The organism is Helicobacter apodemus, from assembly GCF_003097575.1.
Classification (GTDB): Bacteria; Campylobacterota; Campylobacteria; order Campylobacterales; family Helicobacteraceae; genus Helicobacter_D; species Helicobacter_D apodemus.
Genome location: NZ_CP021886.1, coordinates 873,599 through 899,294 on the forward strand (window position 1 = coordinate 873,599; position 25,696 = coordinate 899,294).

General features: G+C 33.6%; 26 protein-coding genes and 2 tRNA genes. 22 read left to right on the top strand and 6 right to left on the bottom strand.

Annotated features, from left to right (window positions below; genetic code table 11):
- Positions 1-528 precede the first annotated feature (528 nt).
- The 4 genes from CDV25_RS04190 to gatA form a co-directional block, all read right to left on the bottom strand.
- Positions 529-605, bottom strand: a tRNA-His gene (locus CDV25_RS04190).
- 5 nt (positions 606-610) lie between these two features.
- Positions 611-688, bottom strand: a tRNA-Pro gene (locus CDV25_RS04195).
- Between the two features lie 50 nt (positions 689-738).
- Positions 739-2,190 (bottom strand): IMP dehydrogenase, encoded by a 1,452-nt coding sequence (guaB, locus tag CDV25_RS04200; protein WP_108910903.1) that lies wholly within the window; start codon positions 2,188-2,190, stop codon positions 739-741.
- A 9-nt stretch (positions 2,191-2,199) separates the two neighbouring features.
- Positions 2,200-3,540 (bottom strand): Asp-tRNA(Asn)/Glu-tRNA(Gln) amidotransferase subunit GatA, encoded by a 1,341-nt coding sequence (gatA, locus tag CDV25_RS04205; RefSeq protein ID WP_239056436.1) that lies wholly within the window; start codon positions 3,538-3,540, stop codon positions 2,200-2,202.
- Between the two features lie 119 nt (positions 3,541-3,659).
- On the opposite strand from gatA, the gene hemJ reads away from it, so the two are divergent.
- The 4 genes from hemJ (at position 3,660) to CDV25_RS10510 (ending at position 8,361) form a co-directional block, all read left to right on the top strand.
- Positions 3,660-4,091 carry a protoporphyrinogen oxidase HemJ gene (gene hemJ / locus CDV25_RS04210; RefSeq protein ID WP_108910905.1) on the top strand — a complete coding sequence of 144 codons (432 nt, stop codon included), beginning with the start codon at positions 3,660-3,662 and terminating at the stop codon, positions 4,089-4,091.
- Positions 4,092-5,507 (top strand): argininosuccinate lyase, encoded by a 1,416-nt coding sequence (gene argH, locus CDV25_RS04215; RefSeq protein WP_204161862.1) that lies wholly within the window; start codon positions 4,092-4,094, stop codon positions 5,505-5,507.
- Positions 5,507-6,244, top strand: a complete 738-nt coding sequence (ubiE, locus tag CDV25_RS04220) for a bifunctional demethylmenaquinone methyltransferase/2-methoxy-6-polyprenyl-1,4-benzoquinol methylase UbiE (RefSeq protein WP_108910906.1) — start codon at positions 5,507-5,509, stop codon at positions 6,242-6,244. Before argH ends, ubiE begins: the two co-directional genes overlap by 1 nt.
- A gap of 152 nt (positions 6,245-6,396) precedes the next feature.
- Entirely contained in the window at positions 6,397-8,361 is a 1,965-nt protein-coding gene (locus tag CDV25_RS10510) for a DUF8374 domain-containing protein (protein WP_239056420.1), read from the top strand.
- A gap of 208 nt (positions 8,362-8,569) precedes the next feature.
- Here the strand turns inward: CDV25_RS10510 and CDV25_RS10130 are convergent, their stop codons facing one another.
- Positions 8,570-8,731, bottom strand: a complete 162-nt coding sequence (locus CDV25_RS10130; RefSeq protein WP_162550428.1) for a hypothetical protein — start codon at positions 8,729-8,731, stop codon at positions 8,570-8,572.
- Between the two features lie 301 nt (positions 8,732-9,032).
- Here CDV25_RS10130 and CDV25_RS04230 point away from each other — a divergent pair, with 301 nt between their 5' ends.
- Complete coding sequence (locus tag CDV25_RS04230; RefSeq protein ID WP_108910907.1) at positions 9,033-9,290, top strand: helix-turn-helix domain-containing protein; 258 nt, start codon at positions 9,033-9,035, stop codon at positions 9,288-9,290.
- A gap of 1,004 nt (positions 9,291-10,294) precedes the next feature.
- Here the strand turns inward: CDV25_RS04230 and glnA are convergent.
- The gene (gene glnA, locus CDV25_RS04235; RefSeq protein WP_108910908.1) at positions 10,295-11,743 is read right to left on the bottom strand and encodes a type I glutamate--ammonia ligase; all 1,449 of its coding nucleotides are present in this window, start codon (positions 11,741-11,743) and stop codon (positions 10,295-10,297) included.
- A gap of 407 nt (positions 11,744-12,150) precedes the next feature.
- On the opposite strand from glnA, the gene CDV25_RS04240 reads away from it, so the two are divergent.
- The 17 genes from CDV25_RS04240 (at position 12,151) to mnmE (ending at position 25,696) form a co-directional block, all read left to right on the top strand.
- Positions 12,151-12,513 (top strand): HMA2 domain-containing protein, encoded by a 363-nt coding sequence (locus CDV25_RS04240; protein WP_108910909.1) that lies wholly within the window; start codon positions 12,151-12,153, stop codon positions 12,511-12,513.
- Positions 12,513-13,112, top strand: a complete 600-nt coding sequence (locus tag CDV25_RS04245) for a ferritin family protein (protein WP_108910910.1) — start codon at positions 12,513-12,515, stop codon at positions 13,110-13,112. Before CDV25_RS04240 ends, CDV25_RS04245 begins: the two co-directional genes overlap by 1 nt.
- A gap of 2 nt (positions 13,113-13,114) precedes the next feature.
- Positions 13,115-13,384 carry a hypothetical protein gene (locus CDV25_RS04250; RefSeq protein WP_108910911.1) on the top strand — a complete coding sequence of 90 codons (270 nt, stop codon included), beginning with the start codon at positions 13,115-13,117 and terminating at the stop codon, positions 13,382-13,384.
- 3 nt (positions 13,385-13,387) lie between these two features.
- A complete protein-coding gene (locus tag CDV25_RS04255; RefSeq protein WP_108910912.1) occupies positions 13,388-13,723 on the top strand; it encodes a magnetosome protein MamC family protein in 336 nt (111 codons plus the stop codon).
- Positions 13,723-14,010, top strand: a complete 288-nt coding sequence (locus tag CDV25_RS04260) for a hypothetical protein (protein ID WP_034552766.1) — start codon at positions 13,723-13,725, stop codon at positions 14,008-14,010. The genes CDV25_RS04255 and CDV25_RS04260 overlap by 1 nt, the downstream gene beginning before the upstream one ends.
- 12 nt (positions 14,011-14,022) lie before the next feature.
- Positions 14,023-16,146: a heavy metal translocating P-type ATPase gene (locus CDV25_RS04265; RefSeq protein WP_108910913.1), complete on the top strand. Its 2,124-nt coding sequence runs from the start codon at positions 14,023-14,025 to the stop codon at positions 16,144-16,146.
- A gap of 102 nt (positions 16,147-16,248) precedes the next feature.
- The gene (locus CDV25_RS04270) at positions 16,249-16,458 is read left to right on the top strand and encodes a hypothetical protein (protein ID WP_238700728.1); all 210 of its coding nucleotides are present in this window, start codon (positions 16,249-16,251) and stop codon (positions 16,456-16,458) included.
- Between the two features lie 64 nt (positions 16,459-16,522).
- Positions 16,523-17,932, top strand: coding sequence for a TolC family protein (locus CDV25_RS04275; protein WP_432805888.1), 1,410 nt, complete (start codon positions 16,523-16,525; stop codon positions 17,930-17,932).
- A complete protein-coding gene (locus CDV25_RS04280) occupies positions 17,929-19,182 on the top strand; it encodes an efflux RND transporter periplasmic adaptor subunit (protein WP_108910915.1) in 1,254 nt (417 codons plus the stop codon). The genes CDV25_RS04275 and CDV25_RS04280 overlap by 4 nt, the downstream gene beginning before the upstream one ends.
- A complete protein-coding gene (locus tag CDV25_RS04285; protein ID WP_034552755.1) occupies positions 19,182-19,871 on the top strand; it encodes an ABC transporter ATP-binding protein in 690 nt (229 codons plus the stop codon). The genes CDV25_RS04280 and CDV25_RS04285 overlap by 1 nt, the downstream gene beginning before the upstream one ends.
- Positions 19,868-21,088: an ABC transporter permease gene (locus CDV25_RS04290; protein WP_108910916.1), complete on the top strand. Its 1,221-nt coding sequence runs from the start codon at positions 19,868-19,870 to the stop codon at positions 21,086-21,088. The genes CDV25_RS04285 and CDV25_RS04290 overlap by 4 nt, the downstream gene beginning before the upstream one ends.
- A gap of 95 nt (positions 21,089-21,183) precedes the next feature.
- Complete coding sequence (rpmH, locus tag CDV25_RS04295; RefSeq protein ID WP_034552751.1) at positions 21,184-21,318, top strand: 50S ribosomal protein L34; 135 nt, start codon at positions 21,184-21,186, stop codon at positions 21,316-21,318.
- Between the two features lie 13 nt (positions 21,319-21,331).
- Positions 21,332-21,664 carry a ribonuclease P protein component gene (gene rnpA, locus CDV25_RS04300; protein WP_108910917.1) on the top strand — a complete coding sequence of 111 codons (333 nt, stop codon included), beginning with the start codon at positions 21,332-21,334 and terminating at the stop codon, positions 21,662-21,664.
- A 4-nt stretch (positions 21,665-21,668) separates the two neighbouring features.
- On the top strand, positions 21,669-22,037 hold the full coding sequence (yidD, locus tag CDV25_RS04305; protein ID WP_108910918.1) for a membrane protein insertion efficiency factor YidD: 369 nt from the start codon (positions 21,669-21,671) through the stop codon (positions 22,035-22,037).
- Positions 22,030-23,637: a membrane protein insertase YidC gene (gene yidC, locus CDV25_RS04310; RefSeq protein ID WP_108910919.1), complete on the top strand. Its 1,608-nt coding sequence runs from the start codon at positions 22,030-22,032 to the stop codon at positions 23,635-23,637. Before yidD ends, yidC begins: the two co-directional genes overlap by 8 nt.
- Positions 23,638-24,348 carry a Jag N-terminal domain-containing protein gene (locus tag CDV25_RS04315; protein WP_108910920.1) on the top strand — a complete coding sequence of 237 codons (711 nt, stop codon included), beginning with the start codon at positions 23,638-23,640 and terminating at the stop codon, positions 24,346-24,348.
- Positions 24,329-25,696: a tRNA uridine-5-carboxymethylaminomethyl(34) synthesis GTPase MnmE gene (mnmE, locus tag CDV25_RS04320; protein WP_108910921.1), complete on the top strand. Its 1,368-nt coding sequence runs from the start codon at positions 24,329-24,331 to the stop codon at positions 25,694-25,696. Before CDV25_RS04315 ends, mnmE begins: the two co-directional genes overlap by 20 nt.

Below are 25,696 nucleotides of genomic sequence, written 5' to 3' on the forward strand. Positions count from 1 at the left end.
CATTTGCAATCAAAATAGATTAAAAAGCACCTTTAACGCTTTTAAAGTCCTTATTGCAAAGATTGCATTGACACCCAAACAAAGTCTATACAGCATACTAAAAATATTCCAATAAACTTAAGATTTACTTTAATTATAACCAAAGTAATGATTCTAAAATATCCTATTGCTAAAAGGCATTTATGAATAATAAAACTACCAACAAAATCAACATTCATCGTGGGGATAAAAAATAAGATTATAAAATTGCAAAATAGGTTTTAGTAAAATTTAAAAAGGCAATGAAAAGCTTATAAATTCGCATTTAAGAGATATTCTACATTTTACATTCCAAGTGTTATGTTACACTAAACCCTTATCTTGCAATCTCTCAAGGTTTATTTTATTTGCTATTTTGCCAAAGTTAATATACGCAATATCATCACCAATTAGCAGATAACAAAAAGGTTATTTGAATACCAGCACATCTAAAAGAATAAACTACAACTTTTGTTTTATAAGCGGATTTGATAAGATAAGAAGAAATGATGGGGTGGGCGATGGGAATCGAACCCACGACCCTCAGGACCACAATCTGATGCTCTAACCAACTGAGCTACGCCCACCAAAATGGTCGGGGCGAAAGGATTCGAACCTTCGACCCCTTGGTCCCAAACCAAGTGCGCTAACCAGACTGCGCCACGCCCCGACACGAAGCAAAATTATAATGTTTTCACAACTTTTTGTCAAGATTCCATTTTAATGGTTAATGTGATAATTTGGGGCTTCCTTTGTAATTAAGACATCATGAACATGCGATTCTCTTAATCCACTTTGTGTAATCTCTACAAATTCTGCTCTCTCCCAAAGTGTAGTAATATCTTTAGCTCCTAAATATCCCATTGATGAACGCAAACCACCAACCATTTGGTGGATTACATCTGCGATTTTACCCCTATAAGGGACTCTTCCCTCAATCCCTTCAGGGACAAATTTCTCTTGTGCCATTCCTTCTTGAAAGTATCTATCTGCACTCCCCTTATTCATAGCACCCAAGCTTCCCATTCCTCGATAGCTTTTGTATTGCCTGCCTTGATAAATGATAGTCTCACCCGGTGATTCCTCTGTTCCTGCTAACATACTCCCTATCATTACACTACTAGCACCTGCTGCAAGAGCTTTAGCAATATCGCCAGAATACTTAATCCCCCCATCGGCAATTAAGGGTATCCCTACCTTATGGCAAGCCTTTGCAACATCGGCAATAGCAGTAATTTGTGGGACACCTACACCCGCTACAATACGCGTTGTGCAAATACTTCCTGGACCAATCCCTACTTTTACCCCATCTACACCTGCTCCAATTAATGCCTCTGCACCTTCACTTGTAGCGACATTACCTGCAACAATATCAATATTAAGATATTTTTTAATCTCTTTAATAGTCTCTAAAATTCCCTTGCTATGCCCGTGTGCTGAATCTAAAACCAAAATATCAACACCTGCTTCTACTAATGCTTTAGCCCTATCATATTGATATACGCCAATAGCAGCCCCAACCCTTAAGCGTCCAAAATCATCCTTATTCGCATAAGGATATTCAATACGTTTTTGTATATCTTTAATCGTAATTAATCCTTTTAAAGTTCCTTTTTCATTCACAATAGGTAATTTTTCAATTTTATGCTTATTCATAATATTTCTTGCTTCTTCTAAACTAGTCCCTACTTGTGCGGTAATAAGAGGGGCTTTAGTCATTACTTCTTTAACAAGACGTTTTAAATCTGATTCAAAACGCATATCACGATTAGTCAATATCCCAATTAAACCCCCATTATCATCTACCACTGGAACACCGGAAATTTTATAATTATCCGTAATAGCCCTTGCTTCCATTAAAGTCGCTTCAGGGCTAATAAAAATTGGGTCTATAATCACTCCACTTTCACTTTTTTTAACCTTTTTAATTTGAGCAACTTGTGAGCTTATATCCATATTTTTATGGATAATCCCAATGCCTCCAAGCCTTGCCATTGCAATAGCTGTCCTATATTCTGTAACCGTATCCATAGCTGCAGAGATTAAAGGAGCATTTAAAGTGATATTTCGGCTTAATTGTGATTGCAAAGAAACTTCTTTAGGTAAGACTTCAGAATATGCAGGAACTAATAAAACATCTTCAAAAGTTAAAGCCTTAGCTCGGATTCTCATTTTTTGCTCCTATTTTAATGAATTTTCTAAATTTAATGCCAAATCTAATAATTCCTGCTCTTTAAAGGCAGAACTTATAAACTGCATCCCAATAGGTAATCCCTCATCTTTAGATACAGGAAGCGAGATAGCAGGCAATCCCGCTAAATTAACACCAATGGTATAAATATCCTCTAAGTACATTTGTAAAGGGGTCTTGCAATCCTCAAATCCAAAAGCTACACTAGGAGCAACAGGAGAGAGTATCACATCACAATCTTGTAAAATAGCTTGGTATTCCCTTGTAATAAGTGTCCTTGCCTTTTGTGCTTTAATATAATACGCATCGTAATATCCACTACTTAACACAAAAGAACCCAATAAGATTCTTCGTTTCACCTCATCCCCAAAACCATTAGAGCGCGTTTTTATATACAAGTCTTTTAAATTTTGCACTTCTTTAGCCCTATTACCATACCGCACTCCATCAAATCTTGCAAGATTAGAGCTTGCTTCAGCAGTGCAAATCACATAATAAGCAGAGAGCATATAACTTGTATCAATCATTGCTTTTTCTACAATTTTATGCCCGTTTTTGCTTAAAATATCAATACTCTTTTGGTAAGCATCTTGCACATTTACATCAGCATCTTTTAGCAAAGAGGGTATGATGGCAATAGACATTTTCCTATTAGGATTAAGTTTTTGGTAAGTTTTACTAGACTCTTTATTAACAGAAGTTGAATCTAATCTATCATATCCCGCAATACAATCAAATAAAATCGCACTATCTTTTACATTTTGGGTAATAGGTCCTATTTGATCTAGGCTAGAACTATAAGCAATCAGCCCATATCGGCTAACTCTCCCATAGGTAGGCTTTAATCCAACACAACCGCAAAAACTAGCAGGTTGCCTAATACTCCCCCCGGTATCACTGCCTAAAGCTGCAAGAGCAATCCCTCCAGCTACTGCAGCGGCACTCCCTCCACTGCTTCCACCGGGTGTTTTGTTAGGATTGTTAGGATTAAGGGTTTTGCCATAAAAACTACTAGCACTGGTGCTACCCATAGCAAATTCATCCATATTTGTGCGTCCAAAAGGGGCAAATTTATGCTTCAAAAGATTTTCTACTACACTAGCATTATAAGGAGCAATATAACCTTGCAAGATATTACTAGCACAAGTGATATTCCATCCTTTTACATTAATATTATCTTTAATAGCAATAGGCAAAAAATCCTCTTGATAATCTTCAATCTCGCCAATATAAGCATTTAGATTGCTTGCCTGTATTTTTTCTCTCAAAGTTTTCTTTAATGCTTGGATTGCCCCTTTATCAAACTTCAATGCCTCTTCTAAAGTAGGAATATTCATCAATTTCTCCCAAATCTTCAATCTAATTTTAGAATTATAATAAAATTAGTTAATAAAGTGGTTAATCCCTTTATTTTTTGCTACAATTTTAGCTTTTAATTAAGGAGATTTTAATGCTATATTTATATATCAAAATTTTTCATATTTTTTCTTTTGTCTCTTGGATGGTAATGCTTTTTTATCTCCCCCGTCTTTTTGTTTATCATACAGAACATAAAGGCAATAAAGGCTTTTGTGATGTAGTCAAGATTCAGCAAAAAAAACTTTTTAACTTTATTGGTTATCCTGCAATGATTTGCACACTACTCTCCGGTCTTGCAATGATAGCTTTAGAGCCTACACTCTTAAAAGGAAGTGGTTGGTTACACGCTAAAATCCTTATTGTTGTGCTATTAGTGGCTTACCATTTTAATTTATACCGCTATATGATAGCCCTAAGGGAAGATAGGGATATGCATACAGGAAGATTCTTTAGAATCCTTAATGAATTCCCTAGTATTGCCCTTATTATCATCACTATTTTAGTTATCCTTAAACCTTTTTAAATGCAAAATATAAAAAGTAATAAACTATGGGGAGGAAGGTTTCATAAAGAAACTTCACAGCTATTAGAGGAGTTTAACGCTTCACTTCCTTTTGATAAAAGACTTTATAAGCAAGATATATTAGGCTCAAAAATCCACGCTAAAATGCTCCATAAATGCGGAATTTTAACTAATGATGAGATGCAAAGTATTTGTGTAGGCTTAGAACAAATAGAGCAAGAGATACAAGAGGATAGATTCATATTCACACTTAGTGATGAAGATATTCATATGGCAATAGAAAAAAGACTCACCCAAATCATAGGAGAAGCAGGTAAAAAGCTCCATACCGCAAGAAGTAGAAACGACCAAGTAGCCCTTGATTTTAGACTTTTTGTATTAGATTGCAATAAAACCCTCCGATCTTTATGTCTTAATCTTATCCACACACTTTTAAATATCGCACAAGAGCATACAAAAACTATTTTGCCCGGATTTACGCATCTCCAACACGCACAGCCGATAAATTTTGGTTTTTTAATGTGTGCTTATATTTGTATGTTTGTGCGTGATTTTGAACGTTTAGAATCTTCTTTTAAACGCAACAACTACTGCCCCTTAGGTGCAGCAGCATTAGCTGGGACGCCTTATAATACCGACAGATTTTATACCGCTAAGGCTTTAGGATTCATCGCTCCTACACTTAATGCCACTGATAGCGTAAGTGATAGGGATTTCGCACTAGATTTTTTGTATGATTGTTCCCTTATTGCTATGCATATCTCAAGACTTGCAGAAGAGCTTGTATTATGGAGTAGTTATGAATTTAGATTTATTACCTTAAGTGATGCTTATTCTACTGGAAGCTCAATAATGCCCCAAAAGAAGAATCCTGATATTCCTGAACTTTTAAGAGGAAAGAGTGGGAGGGTTTTTGGTAACCTTTTTGCTCTATTAGCAGTTATGAAAGGCTTACCCCTTGCTTATAACAAAGATACTCAAGAAGACAAAGAAGGTGTTTTTGATACCTTTGATACCCTAGAAATCTCCTTAAGAATCCTCAATGACTTGTTAAAGACTATGGAAATCCATACCAATAATATGTTGCAAGCGTGCAAAAAGGGGCATTTAAGTGCAACAGATTTAGCGGATTTTTTAGTAACAAATTGCGATATTCCCTTTAGAGAAGCTCATCATATCACCGGTGAAGCTGTAGCCTACGCAGAGAGTCTTGGCAAGGATTTAAGCGAACTTAGCATAGAAGAGCTTTGTAGGATTAACCCAAAAATCCCAAAACAAGCTCATAAAGCGTTGGATTTATTTGCCTCAATGGAAGCTAGAAACTCCTATGGAGGAACTTCACAACAAGCTACTTTAACACAAATCCAGAGCCTACAAGCTTGGCTTCAGACCGCTAAAGCTTCAATGGAATACTAATGGCAGATAAACAACAAGAAATCATCGCAATGTTTGATGAAATCGCACAAAGTTATGATTTAGCTAATCGTGTTATGAGTTGTGGGATTGATATTGCTTGGAGGAAAAAGGCGTGTAATTTAGCCTTTTCTAATCTCCCTAAGCAAAGTTTAGATTCCTTGCATATTGCAGATATTGCTTGTGGAACGGGGGATATGATACTACATTGGCAAAAGAACGCACAAAAAAACGCTATTACACTTCAAGAAATTAGGGGCTTAGACCCTAGTGCGGAAATGCTAAAAATCGCACAAAAAAAGCTTCCCTCCATTAGCTTTACTCAATGTGAAGCGACAGCTCTACCACTAGAAAATGAAAGTTTTGATATTGTATCTATAGCCTATGGAATCCGCAATGTGCTAGAGCGTAAAAAAGCCTTAGAGGAGTTTATGAGGGTGCTAAAAGAGGGTGGAATTCTAGTTATCTTAGAATTTACTAAATGCCATAATCCAAACTTTTTAGAGAATTTAATGGGCTTTTATACCAAAAACATTCTACCCCTAATTGGTGGTATCATCTCTAAAAACTATCGGGCTTATCGGTATTTGCCAGATTCTATTGAAGAGTTTCTAACTAAAGAAAAGTTACTTTTAGAATTAAAAGAAGTGGGTTTTATCCCTCTTTATACTAAAGCATTTTCGGCAAATGTTTGTACACTCTTCGTGCTTAAAAAGCACTCCACAAAGCAAACAAACTAAGCACTTATTAAAGGAGTCCTATTATGAAACATAAAATACCACTAAAACTACAAACAACTAAATCCCCCCCCCCCCCACCTACACTAAAGCATATTTTACATATATGAGTGCCACCTTAAAGAGATTTACAAAACCAAGTAAGGAGGGTTACTGTGCTATTTAAAGATATTGATTTAAAAAATATTGCCAAAGAATTCAAGGAAATTGACAAAAATACTTTTATTATGGATTTGCAATCTATTTATGAAATAGATTGTTTAAAAATTAATGAAACCAATTTTCTCCTTAATATTTCCTACGATGGAATTTCTTGGGAATCATTACAAACTAAAGAAAATCACTATAATCTCAAAGCAAGATATATAAAGATTCATCTACAAACTTCTAAAAAACCTAAAATAGAGGTTTTAATAAGAAAATATCCCGGATTATTCCTAATGGCATTAGGTGCTGGATGGGGCGATAGAATGATTGCACTTTTAAATGCGATGTATCTTGCTAAACACACAGGATTTAAGTTTGGGTTTGCCTGGAGAAGAATCAATAATTCCTATGCTTTTTCAGTTTCTAATAAATATCAAGCCATAATCATTGATGAGGAATCCAAAATCTTTGAAAAGGATTTCATTGACATCTATTCCTACACCCATAAACCCAATATAGTATATAGTCACTACGACGGTCTCTATGCTCTACCTAGAAAGGATAATATAGAAGACTATAAACAAAAACCATTCTACCACGACTTTGGTTATTATATCGTACATTATAATCTAGGCTCACATATCAAAAACATTCCAGAGGATTTTAGAAAAGAATACAAAACCTTATGGCAAGAAATTGGCTTTACCCCTCTTATTAAAAACCTGCTCTTAAAAGCTGATACTATTTTTAAAGATACTTTTAAAGATAAAATCACCATTGCTATTCATATCCGATTAGGCGATATTGTCTATGGAGCCTCTAGGGGTGTATTTATTTGTGGTATGTATAAAGACAAAGCTATGCCTATAGAGATAGCCTATGAGATTATCTTAAAAAATAGAGACAAAAATATCCTGCTCTTTAGTGATAATCCTGTAATTTTAGAGAAATTATCCAAACATTTTTTAGAGTTTTATGGATTTAAGCTTTATTTAGCAAAGGATTTATTGCCCCAAGATATTACAAAATCTGAAATTGATTTATTTGAAATCCAACTAATGTCGCATTGTAAAATTATCTATTCTACATCAGGATTTGCAAGACTAGCAAGTCTTATAGGAAATGCTAAAGAACCAGAGGGTTGGGCGAATCTCTTTAGTACTGAAGAGATTGTAAATATTTTTGATAAAAATAAAGACAAAATAGATTTAGATCCTCTATGCAGAGCGTATTCACTATTTTGTGAATTTATATTCTCTAAATCCCTTAATAAAAGCCCTAAAGAGCTAAAAACAATCTTACAAGAAGCACATACTTTAGATCCTCAAAACAGCCTTTATATAGCACTCCTTATAGAATGCCTATTATCACACGATATAAAAGAAGCCCTTATACAATTAAAGCAATACAGTTGTGATGCTTTTATAGACTACCTTAATCATCCTTATGTAAAAATGTGTATGCCTATGCCAAATACCTTACTAATGGCTGATTTCATAAAGCAAAGCACAAATGCTACTATTTTAGAAAATACCAACAAAACTCTAAAAACAGAAGTGCAAACGTTACAATTTGATTTAACCTATGGCACAGCCTCCTCCCGCATTAAATCTCATCTCTCTTATAAACTAGGACAAGCTTTGATTTTAAACTCTAAAAGTCTATGGGGATATATAAGAATGCCTTATGTATTATCTTATATCAAAGATAAACATAAACAAGAACAAAAAGAATACCAAGAAAAGATAAAAAAGAATCCTAGTTTAAAACTTCCTACCTTAGAATCTTATAGAGATTATAAAGATGCTTTAAAAATAAAAAATACACTTTCTTATCAATTAGGGGAAGCTTTTATTAAAGCTAAGAAACAAAATTTCTTTAAATTTCCTATTCCTTACTTAAAAGCTAATAATGTTAATTATAGTGGGGGGGGGGCATTCTATGGTTTTATTTTGTTGAATCTAAGAGAATAGTAAGGGAGTGGAGAGGGAGGAGTAAAAGGGGGTAAATAAAGAGCAAGGATAAAAAATCACACCAAGAAGTATAAAAAACATTTTGCAGGATTGATACAATAAAGGGCTTTATAAAATTATGCTTTTGCTTTAAAATGACTTCTAATTTAAACTTTAAAAAATCTTTAGTAATTCTATTAACCTAATCTTCAAGTCTTAAAATAAACAATCAATAAACAAAGCCTTTATTATCTATTGCATAATCATTGATTATGATAAAGCTAGTCTTTGTATTCTTATTTGTGAGGTTTAAGGGTTGAGGTCGGGGATTGTAAATTGTGAAGTTGTAGATGAGACAAGTAGATTTTTTACGCATTTTCTTATCTTTCATAGCCACACCTTTACTTTTATGTTATAATACACTTAACCACCCCAACGAGGGAGTGGAGAAAGTGATTATGGCTCTAGTTTGAAAGTAATTCTTAACTTCCAAACTCTGAGCTTTACAACCACCTTTTTATACTTTAAAACTCGCATTTTAAAGCTCCAAAAGTGATATTCTTCCTACCCAAACCGCTTTTGGGTTTTTTATCTTTTTATGATAAAACTCTTTAAAAGTAATGAAACTATAAGTAAAATTTTACTTTTTTATCAAGGTATAAAGGTAATTTTTTACATAGTAAGGATAATCTGTGCATAATTTTGGTGTTAGAATTAAAGAAGCAAGGCTTGAGAGAGGTTTAACTAGAAAACAATTAACCGAACTTACAGATACAGCAGAAAAAACGATTTATAATTATGAGACAAATAAAGTGCCAATTACTATGGAATTTTTAATTATGGCGGCTGAACAATTAGGCGTTAGTTATAATTACTTGGCACACTTGGATGATTTGTCCATAAGTGATGTCCATAACTCCACCAAACCAACTGCAAACCTTAAACGATGATATTGTATCCATTCCCTTTTACGAGGATATAACAGCAAATGCAGGAAGCGGTGCATATAATGAAACAGAAACAAGCCGTGTAATGACTTTTGGTAAGGACTTTTTGGTGAGTATTTTGGGCTTATTTCTTTTAAAGATTTGTCTATTATTAGAAGTATAGGAGATTCTATGTATCTTACACTGCCGCAAAATTGCTTCCTTTTAATACAAAGAGGAAAGACAAAAGAGGGTGAAATTTGTGTAACTAGGATTGAGGACGAGCTTTAGTCAAACGCCTACAAAAACGCCCAAAATTGAAGCTTTTTAGCGACAATAAAACTACGACCCAATAGAATTAGACGGCGCAAACTTTAAAATTATAGGACGTGTGGTGGGCTATTTCAAAAAAACCGAACTTTGAGAATGTCTCTTAAGTTTCTGACAATTTTGTGATGATTTTTATGAGTGTTTTTAATAGTGTTTAATACGAGGTTTAAGCCACTTTTTTAAGGGCATTTTGTGATTGATTTTGTAATGTTTTGTGAAAAAATAGCCATTTTGTGAAAAAATCTAAACTTAATTTTCCATTTTAAATCGAAGTATTTTTAAGCACAAATTACCATTTTATCGCACTTCAAAACACTTTACTTTCTAAAATTTGCACTTTAAAATAAAACTACCCCCTTATAATAGATTACAAATTGTAAAATTTGAGGTTTGAAATTGTAGATTGTGGGGTTGTGAGATTTGGAATTGTAGGTTTTTATACAATAAAAGGCTATTTTACAGAAAACATTTTCTTACAAGATGTGGTAAATTAACATTATCAATGCACAATGTTAGATAACTCAATGAGAATTATGGATAATCTTTAGGTAATGTTAATACACAATTAAGAGAACTTTAATTGTATCTCACAAAAAAAGGGGAGGATTAAAACCTCTAATGGTAACTAAATCCCCAAATGAAAGATTATATTTTTAGCATTATTAAAAAGCTAATAAGATTCTAAGAAAGCTTTAGGATTAACAACTATAAGTCGTTAAAAACTCAAAAGGATGAGGTCTTCCCTCCCAAGGCCAAATCTCTGTTTCAAACTTATATGCCTTATAAGTTTGGATAAAGGCTTCACTAAAGACATTATCAACCTTTAGATATTCTCTATCAACTAACATTTCTTCAATAGCGTGCCTTAGTGTATGAGGAAGCTGTTTAATACCCTGTTCACGCACTTCATCTAAAGTCAGCTCAAAAAGATTAACTTCCATAGGCTCTCCGGGATGAATCTTATTTTTAATCCCATCTAATCCCGCCATCAATAAGGCAGCAAACGCTAAATAAGGGTTACTAGAACTATCAGGAAACCGAAATTCCATCCTTTTAGCTTTCTCTCCGCTGTTATAAGGAATCCTAATACTCGCACTTCTATTTTGTGCAGAATAAGTAAGAATAGAGGGAGCTTCAAAGCCGGGTATTAATCGTTTATAGGAATTTGTAGAAGCATTAGTAAAAGCCGCTAATCCTCTAGCGTGTTTTAAGACTCCGCCTAAAAAATATAAAGCTTCCTCACTCATTCCCTCATAAGCATCTCCTGCAAAGAGATTCTTTCCCTGCTTCCAAATGCTTATATGTGTATGCATTCCGCTACCATTATCATTATATAGAGGCTTAGGCATAAAAGTCGCACTCTTACCATTAAGATGTGCTACCATTTTAATAACATATTTAAGCTTTTGCACATTATCAGCCGCTTCAAGCATATCCCCAAACTTCACACCTATCTCCCCTTGTCCTTGTGCTACTTCGTGATGCACAACAAAAGTTTCTAATCCCACTTGGTTAAGAACTTTCACCATCTCTGCTCTTATATCTACCATAGAATCCACAGGTGCTACTGGAAAATAACCCCCTTTAAGTCCCGGACGATGCCCCAAATTTACGCCATCATATTCTTTAGAGCGATTCCACTCCCCCTCTTCTGTATCAATCTCATAATACTGGCAATTTATAGAATCCCGCATTTTAATAGAATCAAAAACAAAAAATTCATTTTCAGGACCATAATAAGCAATATCCCCTATGCCAGAATCTTTTAAATGTTGCATAGCTTTTTTAACAATACTTCGCGGACATTTCTCATAAGGCTCATTTTTATAAATATCCCATATATCGCAAAATACCACCATAGTAGTATCAGCTGTAAAAGGATCAATAAAATATCGTATAGGGTCAGGAATTAAAATCATGTCGGATTTATCAACAGGTTGCCAAGCAGGAATAGAGCTCCCATCAAAGGCAATCCCCTCAAAACTCTCCTCATCAATGGCAGTAGCACTAAAAGACAAATGATGCCATATACCCTTAATATCAGTAAATCTAAAATCAATAAATTCTACTTCATTTTCTTTACACACTTCAAAAAATTTTTTTATAGCTTGTTTATCAACTTTTGGTTTATTTAGAGCCTCTTTCATTGTTTATTCCTTAAATTCCTCAATTAATTTACCCCGAAATTATAACAATAATTTTTTAAAGTATTCCCAAAAACACCAAACATTAAATTTACACAAAAACCCTAATGATAAAACTTTAATAAATTAGTATTTGGTTATGCAGTATTCAATTTCTTAAGCTTCAAAAATTAAAACTTTAATGGAGTTTATATTCTTAAAGATTTGCAAAGATTTGTAAGGGTATGAAAGTAAAAAATATAGAATTATTATTATTTTTATTTATGAATATTACTCCTAAAAAATAGCAATAAATAAGGTAATTTCAAGATTATTTTTGGTTCTCATTTTATTTTTAATGATTTAAGTTTTTTTTAATGGTATTATACTACAATTCTTTGATTAAAAACCAAAAAAGAAAAGAAGTTTCAATGTCTCCTAATCAACCTCAAAATCTAAGATCTCTTAAAAACTACCAAATCACTCCCAAAGATTTAGAAATACTTGCTACTTACTTTTCTATTATTCATCATAGCAAAGGGAGGATTAGACTTCGGGCAAGTTCAAAACTCAAAAACGCTGTAGAAGAAAACTCTGTTGATGCACAATCACTCTTAGAATGCCTTAAAAAAATTCCAGCTATTAAAGCGATAAAGTTTAATAAAATCGTGGGTTCTTTAACGATTGAATATGACTTTAATCTTTTGCAACCAAGTTTTTGGGAATTCTCCCTTAAAGGAGAAAGACTAGAGGAAATTTCACAAACCATTAATACTATGCTAAAGGACTTATAATGACAACACAAGAAAACTTGACTCAAGCCTTAGACAATGAATACAAATCCTATAGTTTTTATGCTAATGCCTCTAAAACTTTTGGTTTTCCTTTTAACCAAATTTTTAGCACTAAACTCCAAGATATTAACGCTCTAAATTTACACCTCACTAGCCTAAATATCCCTATACCCACCAACCCTTACATTAACACTATTTTGCCTAATACCTTAGAAGAAACTTTACAAAATGCTATAAGTAACGAAAACACAGGCATTACTCTTTATAACACCTTAATCACTCAAGAAACAGATATGAGGGCTTTAGATACTTTCTATTTATTACAAGCAGCTTCTTTTAATCACCATATCCCTACTTTGCAAAACTTTCTTTATGGTTTGAGGCAAAATAATAAAAATCCCTTAGAACAGATTCATCAAGGAAAAGCTCTTTTAGATGAGACTGGAACTATCATCACACAATTACAAAATGGAAATCTCTCACAAGGAGAATTAGAGGGCTTTCTTAATAAACTCAATTATTCTTTAATTGGGGGAATAATACTAGGTGCATTTGGTGCAATCATCTTAAATGAATTTTTAAATAGAGAAAAGGAGTAAAAATGCCATTACCATTTATCGCAGGATTAGCTATAGGTTCAACAGCCGCGTTGTTATTTACTAAACGAAAGACATTAAAAAAGATTTTAGAATCTAAAAATATCCAAAAAAGCTTTCATCAAGGTAAAGAAATTTCTTTAAAAGCTTATAATAAACTCTCAAAAAGCATTAAAGATGCAAAAGGTGATTTAGAGCAAAAATTTCTTAATAAAGAAACTGCTACAAAGAAAACAAGTAGTGCTAGAAAAAACACAAAGCACAAAGAAGGATAAATAATGGTTATAAACACAGGAACATCACGATCTATTGTAGGGCACGCCATTAGCGGAGCAATCATTGGCGGTATGCTAAGTGGAATCTATGAATTTTCACAATATAAACAAGGAAATACTTCCAAAAACAAAGCTTTAAAAAGCACACTTAAAGCCACATTAGAAGGTGGCATTATCACTGCTAGTGGAATTGCTGCTACTAATGCTTTAGGGAATACTTCCAAAAACCCTTTACGCAACACTCTAGAAGCTACTGCCTGTATTGCTTTAGGATTAGCCAGTGTTTATGGAATCTCACAATTAATTAATACAAAGCTTACTTCACAAAAGGAAAAATAATGAATACACAACCTCACCCAAACAATCCTTATACAAAAAACAATCCAAATACCTCTACACAAAATAATAAAAATAGTCTCTTTGGAAATACCAATCCCAATGCACAAAAGGACTTTTTAAAAGGGGCTTTAATAGGTGCAGTGGCTACTTTTATTTTAACCAATGAAAACGCACAAAGAGCAATTTTTAAAGGTTTTGCAAAAATAAGTGGAATTTTTGAAGCAGGAATTGAAGAGCTAAAAGAACGTTATGAAGATGCTAAGGCTGAAGTTAATTCTGAAGAATAAACAAGAATAACTATGTTGGCACAATACGAACTTACTTTAAGCCTCATTCATTCAACCAAAAAACGCGCAAGGTTTAAATACGCTTACCCAAAAGATTCAACCATTAATCCTTTACATCTACGCGTAGAACTTGATAATATAGAAAATATCTCCTCTCTTAGAATTAATGCTATTTTAAATAACATTATCATTGACTACCAAGGGGATTTAAAAACAATCCAAACGAAAATCTATCAAGCCTTACTTAAACATATCACGCAAAGAAAAAATCCCAAAAAGCAAGAAAGTTACATAGCCCTAAGAGATGAGATTCCAAGCTCTGCAGAAGTAACCCGTGCTGGAACCGCTCTTGTGCTTTCACCTTTTTTGAATAATCTAACCATACAAACTGGATTTTCTCTTGTAGCTTGTGCGCCTTTGCTTTTAAGCGGTGTAACAGAAACTTTTACACACGGCATTAATTCACGCACTTTAGAAGCTTTAGCAGTGGCTATCTCTCTTTATTTGAAAGACTTTAAAACTGCAAATTCTACAAACTTTATGTTGGCATTAGGCGAATATATAGAAGAAATGACAATGTATAAAAGTGATGACCTCATTAAAGAATTGGCTAAACCAACATCAGGTGAAGTATGGATTGAACTCAAAGAAAACAATAAAACTATTACTAAAAAAGTCTCAAGTGATACCCTAAAAATTGGTGATATTGTTGTTATCGGTGCAGGAGATACAATTTTAATTGATGGGCATATCATTGAAGGGGAAGCTCTTGTTAATCAAATTTCTATGACAGGAGAGGCAACCCCCACACAAAAAGCACGTGGAGATAAGGTGCTATCTGGCACCATCGTTCAAGAGGGGAAAATCAAAGTATGGGCAGAATCTATTGGTAAAGATACCGCTACAGCAAGGATTAAAAGTTATATTGAAGAAACCCTAGTCCAAAAATCCTCACAAGAATTAAATGCTTCTAAAATGGCAGATTCTCTTGTCCCTATCACCTTTGGTTTGGCAATCCTCTCTTATCTTTTTACGCGTGATTTAATGCGCGCCGCTAGTGTTTTACAAGGTGATTATTCTTGTGCTTTGAAACTTACCACACCTGTTACTTTCAAATCCGCTATTTCTAGTGCAGGAAAGGAGGGCATTATTATAAAAGGAGCAAAAAGCTTAGAATCCTTGCAACTTAGTGAAGTTTTTATCTTTGATAAAACAGGGACTTTAACAAAAGGGGATTTAGAAGTTTTAGATGTTTATTCCTTTTGCGAAGAATGGAGCCCAGAAACCATCTTAAATCTTGCCGCAAGTATTGAAGAGCATTATTTTCATCCTGTAGCACAAGCAGTTGTAAAAGCCGCTAAAGAAAAAAAATTTACGCATTTTCACCACGACGAAGTAACTTTCATAGTAGCACGTGGAGTTAAAAGTGAAATTAATGGGAAAAGTGTCGTGATAGGGAGTCGCCATTTTTTAGAAAATGACGAGCAAATTCCCTTTGTCACCCATAATAAAAAAATAGAGCAAATTCTCTTAAGCGGCGAAACTCCTCTATTTATAGGTTATGGCAAACAGCTATTAGGAGTAATTTTACTCAAAGATACGCTAAGAGAAAATTCTAAAAAAGCACTAGAACGTTTAAAAAAAAGTGGTGTAAAAGAAATTATTATGCTTACAGGAGATACTAAACAAAAAGCCAAACAAATAGCCCAAGAGCTAGAAATTAACCGCTATTATGCGGAATTACTCCCTACCCAAAAAGCAGAGATTTTAGAACGTATTATGCAAGAGGGCAAAAAAGTAGCTTTTGTCGGAGATGGAATTAATGATGCCCCGGCTCTTATCCGTGCAGATACTGGTATTGGTATGCATAAAGGTGCAGATATTGCAAAAGCAAGTGCGGATGTTGTACTTTTACATGATGATATAGAAGCGGTTGCAGAAGCCAGAGAAATCGCTATTATGTGCTTAAATAAAGTGCATAGGAACTTTAAAATTACCGTAATAGTTAATAGCCTGATTTTAGGACTTGCCACTTTAGGAAAACTCTCTGCTATCCAAACTGCTTTTATGCATAATGGAACGACTATAGCTTTGCTCCTTAACGCCTTACAAAGAATAAAAATTAAAGAAAAATAATGCGTCTTTTATTATTAATAGCTACAACACTTAGTGGAATTATATTAGCATCTACCCTAAAAAACACTTATTATAAATACAAAAAATACAAAAGGAATGATGATGAAAACTAAAGATTCACTAGAACAAAAAAGAGAAATAGCAAAAATTGGCATGAGCACCTCTTTGCTCCTTACTGCTGGAAGTGCTTTGTTTTTAAGACATACTTTAGCAAAGAGAATCCACATAGGTGCTGGCATAGCACTCATTGGATTTTCTTTATGGCATTCCTCTCTCTACCCCAAAACAAAGCTAAAAGATAAAAGTTCCTAACTTTACCTTGTTATTAAACTTTTTAGTTGCAGTAATGAAATTTTAGTTTTTAAGGATGAAAAACTTGATACATTTTTTAAGTATTCTTATAGCAATTTTATATTTGGGTTGTGCTAAACTCCCAAACACACAGGAGCTTACACATAAAATCCCACAAAACTTTATTAACAAAGAAATCCTTATAAACCTTAGCGATACCAATATTAATCTTACAACCTCTTTAGCCCCTAAAGAACAATTAAATTCCCTATTCCTTGATGAATCTTTAGAAAAGCTTTATGAAATCGCATTATCAAGCAATACTGACTTACAGATTATGCAAACAAGAATACAACAAGCTAGAGCACAGCTAAAAAGTGCTTGGGGAGGACTTTTTCCAACCCTTAATGGAAACCTCAACACTAATGATAGCCATAGCAAAAACAATGCCACTCATAACTCTTCACAAAGCACACAAATAGGGGCTACACTTTCTTGGGAGATAGATTTATTTGGGAGATTAAATGCGAATAAAAGTGCTAAAGAATCCTTATACTATCAAAGTTTAGAAAATTTAAAAAATGCAGAAATTAGCCTTTTAGCAGAGGTTACAAGTCTTTATTTTACCCTTAGAGAAACTGCTCTTAATATTCTCCTTACCCAACAAAACATTACTGCCCTAACACAAGCCTTAGAATTAACGCACCTTAAAGTAGAAAATGGTCTTTTAGATAGCACAGAACTTTTTAACAAACAAGATTCACTCAATAATGAGCAAAACACCCTAGAATCTCTTAAGATGAAATTAGAAGAAAACAAAAATGCTCTTTTAGTTTTACTAGATTTAAACAACCTGCCTTTTGATATTCACGATTCTTTTGTCTTCCATAATCCTCAACCCTTTAACCCAGACACTATTCCAGCAGATGTGCTTCTATCGCGTCCAGATATTCAAGCAAGTATCCAAAGTCTCTATGCACAAGTTTATAATAAAGCCAATGCTAAAGCTAGTCTTTTTCCTACTTTATCATTTAATGCAAACATTAATGAAATTTTGCACTCCTCTGCCCAAAATAGTGGAAATATTGCGTGGCAACTTGCGGCTTCACTCACCGCACCCCTACTTAATCGCACCCAATTAACACAAAATTATTTGCTACAAGATGCACTCTTAAAAGAATCCTATTTAACTTTACAAAAAAACTTAAACACTGCATTAAGTGAAATAGAAAATGCCATTTTTAACACCCAAAATACACAATTACAACTTGAAAATAACAAACACGGACTACAAAACGCTAAAGAATATTATAACTTCTCTAATAATCGTAGAAATATGGGATTAATTGATGATTTAGAACATTTAAACAATACCACCTTTTTAAATAATTCACAAAAAAACCTTAATACTTCAACAAATGCTAAACTTCAAGCACTTATTACATTATTTAAAGCTTTTGGCGGCAATCTTTATCTCTCTAAAGGAATACAATGAATACTTCAGAAAATATTTTGCAAAACTTAAATCCTAAAAGAAACTATAAAAAACTCCTTTTATTGTGGATTATAGCCCTTTTAATACTCATCCTCTTAGGTGGGGGAATCTACTATTTTAGCAATAGAGCACCCCTTATTATCTACCAAACCAAAGAAGTATTCCTAGGGGATATTTCAAGCACTATTAGTGCTAATGGAACACTCTCTCCTACCAATGAAGTTTCTATAGGAAGTGTTATTTCAGGTATTGTTTTAAAGGTTTTTGTAGATGTTAATGATAGGGTAAGCAAAGGAGAGGTTTTAGCTAAAATTGATTCAGAGAGTATTGAGCAAAATCTCTACCGATTTCAAGCTCAACTAGAAAGTGCAAAGGCTCAATTAAAAAGCTCTCAAGTGGCTTTAGAAGAGAAAAAATGGCAATACCAACAACTCCAAAATCTCTATGAAAAAACGCAAGGTAAAACCCCTTCAATGTTAGAATTACAAAGTGCAAAAACTTCCTATAATGCAGCCCTCAGTGATATAGAAATTAAAAAAGCCAATATTAAAGAAATTGAAACCTCTATCCGCTCTACCCAAGTGGATTTAAAAAACTCTCAAATCATAAGCCCCATTGATGGTATTATTTTAAAACGTTCCATTGAAGCTGGACAAAGTGTAGCGGCTTCTTTTCAAGCTCCTGAATTTTTCATCGTAGCAGAGAGCTTAGAAGAAATGGAGCTTAACGCAAGTGTTTCAGAAGCAGATATTGGGAAAGTGCAAGTAGGACAAAAAGTGAATTTTAGCGTAGATTCCTACCCCTCAAAAACCTTTGAAGAAAAAATTAATCGTGTCAATTATGGTTCTAATTCTAGCACTTCAAGTAATGGCGTTGTAAGCTATGAAGTAAAAATTTATGTCCATAACAAAGATTTACTTTTGCGTCCGGGAATGAGTGCTACAGCCGATATTGAAGTAGCCAGTGCACAAAATGTTCTTTTAGTCCCCTCTAGTGCCTTATATTTCACCCCCAAAATCACCACCAAAACACAGAATAAAAATCCTTTCAATCCTTTAAGCAATGTTAAAAGGAGAAAATCTCCGCAAAAAACAGCGGCTAATCAAGGAAAAACCCTTTGGATATTAGAAAATAACTTACCCAAACAAATAGAAGTTGAAGTTGGTATTAGCAATGGGGAATACACACAAATCTCTAGCGAATTAATCCAACCAGGCACACAAGTTATCATAGGACAACAAGGTAGCTAATGCAATTCATACAATTAAGCAATATCCATAAAAGCTATGGAAAACCCCCTCATACTTTTGAGGCTTTAAAAGGAGTAAATCTCCAAATAGAACAAAGGGAATTTATCGCACTAATGGGACCAAGTGGTAGTGGCAAATCAACAATGGCAAATATTCTAGGAACCCTTGATAGCCCAACAAGTGGAATCTATGAGTTCTGCGGTGTTAATGTCTGTGCTTTAAACCTCAAAGAAAAAGCTCTCTTAAGAAGAAATTATATTGGCTTTATTTTTCAAGGATTTAATCTCCTACCTAAAACAACGGCTTTAGAAAATGTTGAACTCCCCCTTATTTATCGCCAAATACCCAAAAAAGAGCGTTTAAGAATCTCTATGGAAGCCTTAGAAATGGTAGGATTAGAAAAATGGTATAACCATAGCAATAATGAGCTAAGTGGAGGACAACAACAAAGAGTAGCTATTGCAAGAGCTATTGCTTCTAAACCTCTTTTTTTACTTGCTGATGAACCAACAGGGAATCTTGATACAAAAAGAAGCATAGAAATTATGGAGATCCTCTCAAGGCTCAATAAAGACTTTAAAATCACTATCTTAATGGTAACCCACGAACCTGATATGGTTAAATACACAACAAGAAAAATACTCTTTTTAGATGGTTTAATTCAGCAAGACTTAAAAGGCAATATATGATTTTAAATGCCTTTTTTCTAGCTTTTCGGCAAATTAAAAGGAATTTTTTACGCTCTTTTTTAACAATGTTAGGAATAATTATTGGCGTTGGTGCAGTGATTGTTATGATTGCTTTAGGTAATGGCACGACATTAGCTATTACAGAGCAAATGAGCAGCTTAGGGAGCAATATTTTGCTTATATTTCCCGCAAGAGATCAAACACCCGGAAGAGGTGGCAGAAAACAATTTATGCTAAAAGATGTAGAAGATTTAAAACTCCAAGTAGGGCATTTAACTCGTGCAATTGCTCCTGTAACCTCTACAAGTCTTTTAGCACAATTCCGACAAAACAATACGCAAACAGAGATATTTGGGATTGATGAGGATTATCTCATCGCTACAAACTGGGAAACTACTCAAGGAAGGACTTTTAGCAAAGAGGAATATAAAGCAGGAAGTAATGTTTGTATGATTGGTGGAAGTGTTTTAAAAAACCTTTTCAACAACGATCTTAGTAATGCCTTAGGCTCTCGCATTAAACTTGGAAATATTGTTTGTGATTGCATAGGTGTTTTAGAGAGCAAAGGACAAGGTGCTTGGGGAAATGATCAAGATGATGTAATTTTACTTCCGCTTAAAACCTACCAAAGAAGTATCTCAAAATCTGATTCCCTTTATAATATTAATCGCTTAATGGTATCCCTTAAAGATGATATTAACTCCACTACTGCACTTAATCAAATCTCTATGGCATTACAACAAATACGCAATATCAAAAAGGGGCAAAAAAACGATTTTGAAATTATGGATACTAAACAGATTCTTGAAATTATGAAAAATACAACGAATAATCTTACACTATTTTTAGGTGCTATTGCAGGAGTTAGTTTGATTATAGGGGGCATTGGGATTATGAATATTATGCTTGTCTCTGTTACAGAGCGAACCAAAGAAATAGGGACTCGTTTAGCTATTGGTGCTTTGCAAAGCGAAGTTTTATTACAATTCCTTATTGAAGCCATAACCCTAAGTTCTCTTGGTGGAATCTTAGGGATTATTTTAGCCTTTTTTTCTTCTTTGGGTATTAGCCACTTAATGGATATTCCTTTTAGCTTTGATTATAGTGTTGCGCTATTTGCCTTTTTATTTTCTGCTTTTATTGGAATCTTATTTGGTTATATTCCCGCTAAAAGAGCTTCAAAACTTAATCCTATTGATGCTCTAAGGCACGAATAAAAGAGTTTATTTCATACGGAAGTATAGATATTAAAAACTTGTTTTAAGTAATTTTATAATAGAATAAAAGTTTATTTTAAATTAAGGTAGTTTTAATGAAAAGGACCTATCAACCTCATAATACACCCAGAAAAAGAACTCACGGATTTAGAGCTAGAATGCAAAACAAAAATGGAAGAAGAATTATCAATGCTAGACGTGCTAAAGGAAGAAAAAAATTAGCTCTCTAAAATTGGAATTATTTTGGTTACTTTAAAAATAAAAGCAGAGTTTGAAAGTGTTTATAAAAGTCAAAAAAGATGGCATAGTCCCTATTTTATCCTTTTTTTTAAAGAGAATATCCATTCTCAAAAAAGAATAGGATTTTGTGTCTCTAAAAAGATAGGAAATGCGGTTTGTAGAAATTCCATAAAAAGACGTTTGCGTAATATTTATAAGGAATCTATACCAAAGCTAAAAAATGGAGATATGATTTTATTAGCTAAAAGCGGAGTAGATAAAATTACCTATGAAACCTTAAGGAATAACTATAATTATGCACTTTTAAGACTTAATTTAATGCAAAAATTAGGGTAAATTTATGTTAAAAAAAGTAAGTAAAGTCAGTATTAATATTATTAATTTTTATCAATGTTATATTTCTGCTTTATTAGGTGCAAAATGTCGCTATTACCCCAGTTGTTCAGAATACTCTAAACAAATTTTCCACTTCCATAATCCTTTTGTGGCTTTTTATAAAACACTCTTACGCATTTTAAGCTGTAATCAGTTTTTTCAAGGAGGGATTAATTATCCAAAAGCAACGCTTTTTATACAACCCATTTTTACTTCACCAAAACATTTTAACTTTTGGCTAATCCCTACACAACCTATACTTTTTAGCCTAAAAAACTTCACAAAACGACAAGTTTATATCATCAAAAATCTATCAAAGGATCCTAGTGTTTAATAAAATTGATAATCTAAGCTCTCAAGCAAGAATCTTAATTGCCGTTATTTTAGCACTCTTGTTTTTTATCCCTTATAGTTATCTTTATAAACCCACTCAAACCACAGAACAAGAAAACAAAACAACCAATTCCGCCATCCCACAAACTATACAAGAGCAAAGCACCCAACCCATACAACAAAATCTCCCCACAAGTAATAATCCAACAAAAGAAATTATTGCAACCATTCAATCTAAAAATTTTGAATACCAAATTGATAGATTAGGAAGAATCACGCAAGCTTTTTTAAAAGACACCAAGTACCAAAAGGACTCCCAAGATTTACCACTTTTCTCCACAGATATTTCCCAACAAGATAACCCAAAGCCCTTAGAAATAAGATTTTCTGACCCCCTAATCAATCAGCAAGCTTTTAGCACACCCTATTTAGCAAATACCACCAATATCCAAATAGAAGGCAATCCCCAAACCCTAATACTCACACAAAAACTTCAAGAAATTACCATTGAAAAGCATATTACCTTTTATCCTAATGGATATTATGAGATAAATATTAATGCCCCACAAAACTACGTTTACTTTGTATCTCCGGGAATGCGTCCTAATGTAGAAAGTGATGCTTATATCTTTAAAGGCGTAATTATTAAAGAATCTGATAATACTATCACAACTATAGAAGATGGAGATGCTAAAGAACAAACTAATTTCAAAGCCTCCACTATCTTAGCCGCTGTTGATAGATACTATACAACCCTATTTTTTAAACAAGAAGGAAATATAGATTCTATTATTTTAAATAATAGCAATAAAGACCCTATGCCCTTTATTAGTGCTAATGGAAATATTAGTTTATCAGGTTATATTGGTCCTAAAGATCACAGAGTATTAGAGAGTATTAACCCCTCTCTTACAGATGTTATAGAGTATGGAATCATCACCTTTTTTGCAAAACCTCTTTTTTTACTTTTAGATACACTCTACAAGCTAACAGGTAATTGGGGGTGGGCTATTATTTTACTCACACTTATTGTTAGAATTGTGCTTTATCCACTGACCTATAAGGGTATGGTGTCTATGCAAAAGCTTAAAGACTTAGCCCCTAAACTTAAAGAAATACAAGCCAAATATAAAGGCGAACCCCAAAAACTCCAAGCCCATATGATGGAACTCTATAAAAAACACGGAGCCAACCCTATGGGTGGTTGTTTGCCATTACTCTTACAATTACCCGTATTTTTTGCTATCTATCGTGTTTTATATAATGCCATAGAATTAAAAGGTGCAGGGTGGCTTTTATGGATACAAGATTTATCGGTTATGGATCCTTATTTTGTATTACCTATTTTGATGGGGCTTACAATGTTTTTACAACAACATTTAACACCCACAACCTTTAGCGACCCTATGCAAGAAAAAATCTTTAAATTCCTACCCCTTATTTTCACGATATTTTTTGTTACTTTTCCTTCAGGATTAGTGCTTTATTGGTTTGTTAATAATGTTTTTTCAATCCTCCAACAACTTGCTATTAACAAATCTTTAGCCTATAAAAAATCCAAAGAAATCGCAGAACATAAACATCACCCAAAAGATTCTTAAATGAAAAAAATAGAAGCTGATAGTTTAGAAGATGCACTCATAAAAGCCTCTAATGAGTTTAATTGCTCGGTAATAGATTTAGAATATGAGATCATTCAAAACCCTTCTAAAGGTTTTTTAGGATTTGGTAAAAAATCCTCTATTATTTGCGTAGAACCAAAAATAAAAACCACCAAAGAAGAATCTAAAAAAGAAAATCCACAGCATTTAATACACAAAACCCCATCTTCTTTACGACAAGAAAAGGACATAGCAATTATTGCAAAAACTATCCAACAAGAATTAAAAGAATTGCTAAGCCTACTCCCTTATAACATCCATACAATCCTAGTCAAGCCTTATGATGAAAATACCTTATATATTAAACTTGATGGAGAAGATTCTGCTTTACTCATTGGTAAAGAGGGTTATCGTTACAAGGCTATTTCTTATTTGCTTTTTAATTGGATAAATCACAAATATGGCTTGATGATAAGGCTAGAAATTGCGGAATTTTTGAAGAATCAAGAAGAAATGATTGCGAATTATTTATTACCCATTATTGAAACAATTAAATTAACAGGTAAAGCACAAACTAAGCCTTTAGATGGAGTTTTAGCCCACATTGCCATTACACAATTAAGGGAGCAATTTCCCAATAAATACATAGCCTTTCGTTTGACAAACGATGGGCAAAGGTATATTATCATTAATGACTTCCATCACGCATAGCACTATTGTAGCACCCGCGACCACTTACGGAAACTCTTCACTGAATGTTATCCGCTTAAGCGGGACTAGAAGCTTAGATATAGCCTCACAACTTGCTAAAAAAGATTTAACCACTCTCCAACCTCGCTTTGCAAAACTTACAAAAATCTATTTTGAAAACAACATTTTATTAGATGAATGTATTATCATTTACTTTAAAAGCCCTCATAGCTATACAACAGAAGATATAGTAGAGTTTCAATGCCACGGAGGCACTTTTATCGCAAAAAGCATCATTGAAGAATGCATCAAATATGGAGCCACCCTTGCAAAACCCGGGGAATTCACTAAAAGAGCCTTTTTAGGAGGCAGGATTGACTTAACACAAGCTCAAGCGGTTGCCAAACTTATCCAATCTAATAATGCACAAGCTCACAAAATGCTAATGCGACATTTAAAAGGAGAAATGCAAGAATTTTGCGAAGACTTAAGGGAATCTCTTCTTAAAATACTAGCCCATAGTGAGGTTTTTATCGATTATGCGGAAGAAGAATTACCACAAAACCTACTCCAAAGCATCCAAGACCAATTAGATTCTATCCTCCATACACTCTCTAATCTCTCCGAACAATCCCATCAAAAACGCAATATCTTTGAAGGCTACAAAATCTGCATTATTGGCAAACCCAATGTTGGTAAAAGCTCACTTCTAAACGCACTCTTAAAGGATAATCGTGCTATTGTTAGTGATATTGCAGGCACGACACGTGATAGCATTGAAGAGAGCTTTATGCTAGATGGGCATTTATTACGGCTCATTGATACTGCGGGAATTAGAAAAAATGCAGATGTTATTGAAAACGAGGGCATCCAAAGAAGCTTGCAAAAGGCTAAAGATAGTGATTTACTCCTTGCTCTTTTTGATAATAGCAGAATCTTAGATGATGAAGATTTAGCAATTTTAGATCTTTTAGAGAAATACAAAGATTCTAAAAAAATTGTTGTCATTATCAATAAAGTAGATTTAGAAACTTGCTTTAACCAAGAATCCCTAGCACCCTTTCAACCCTTATTGCTTTCTTTAAAAAACAAAGATTCCTTGCAATCTCTTAAAAACCATTTAAAGACTATTTTAAGCTCCCAAGATGATAATCATACCTTACTGCTAACCTCCCAATATCAATTTGAGGCAATACAAACTTGCGTCCAAGTGCTTAAAGCCTCGATTATTCCTTTGCAAAATGGAGAATTAGAACTCTTTAGCTTCCATATCAATGAAGCATTACAAGCCATTGCCTCCCTTACAAGACCCTATGAATACTCCCAAATGCTAGATAAAATGTTTAGTGATTTTTGCTTAGGGAAGTAA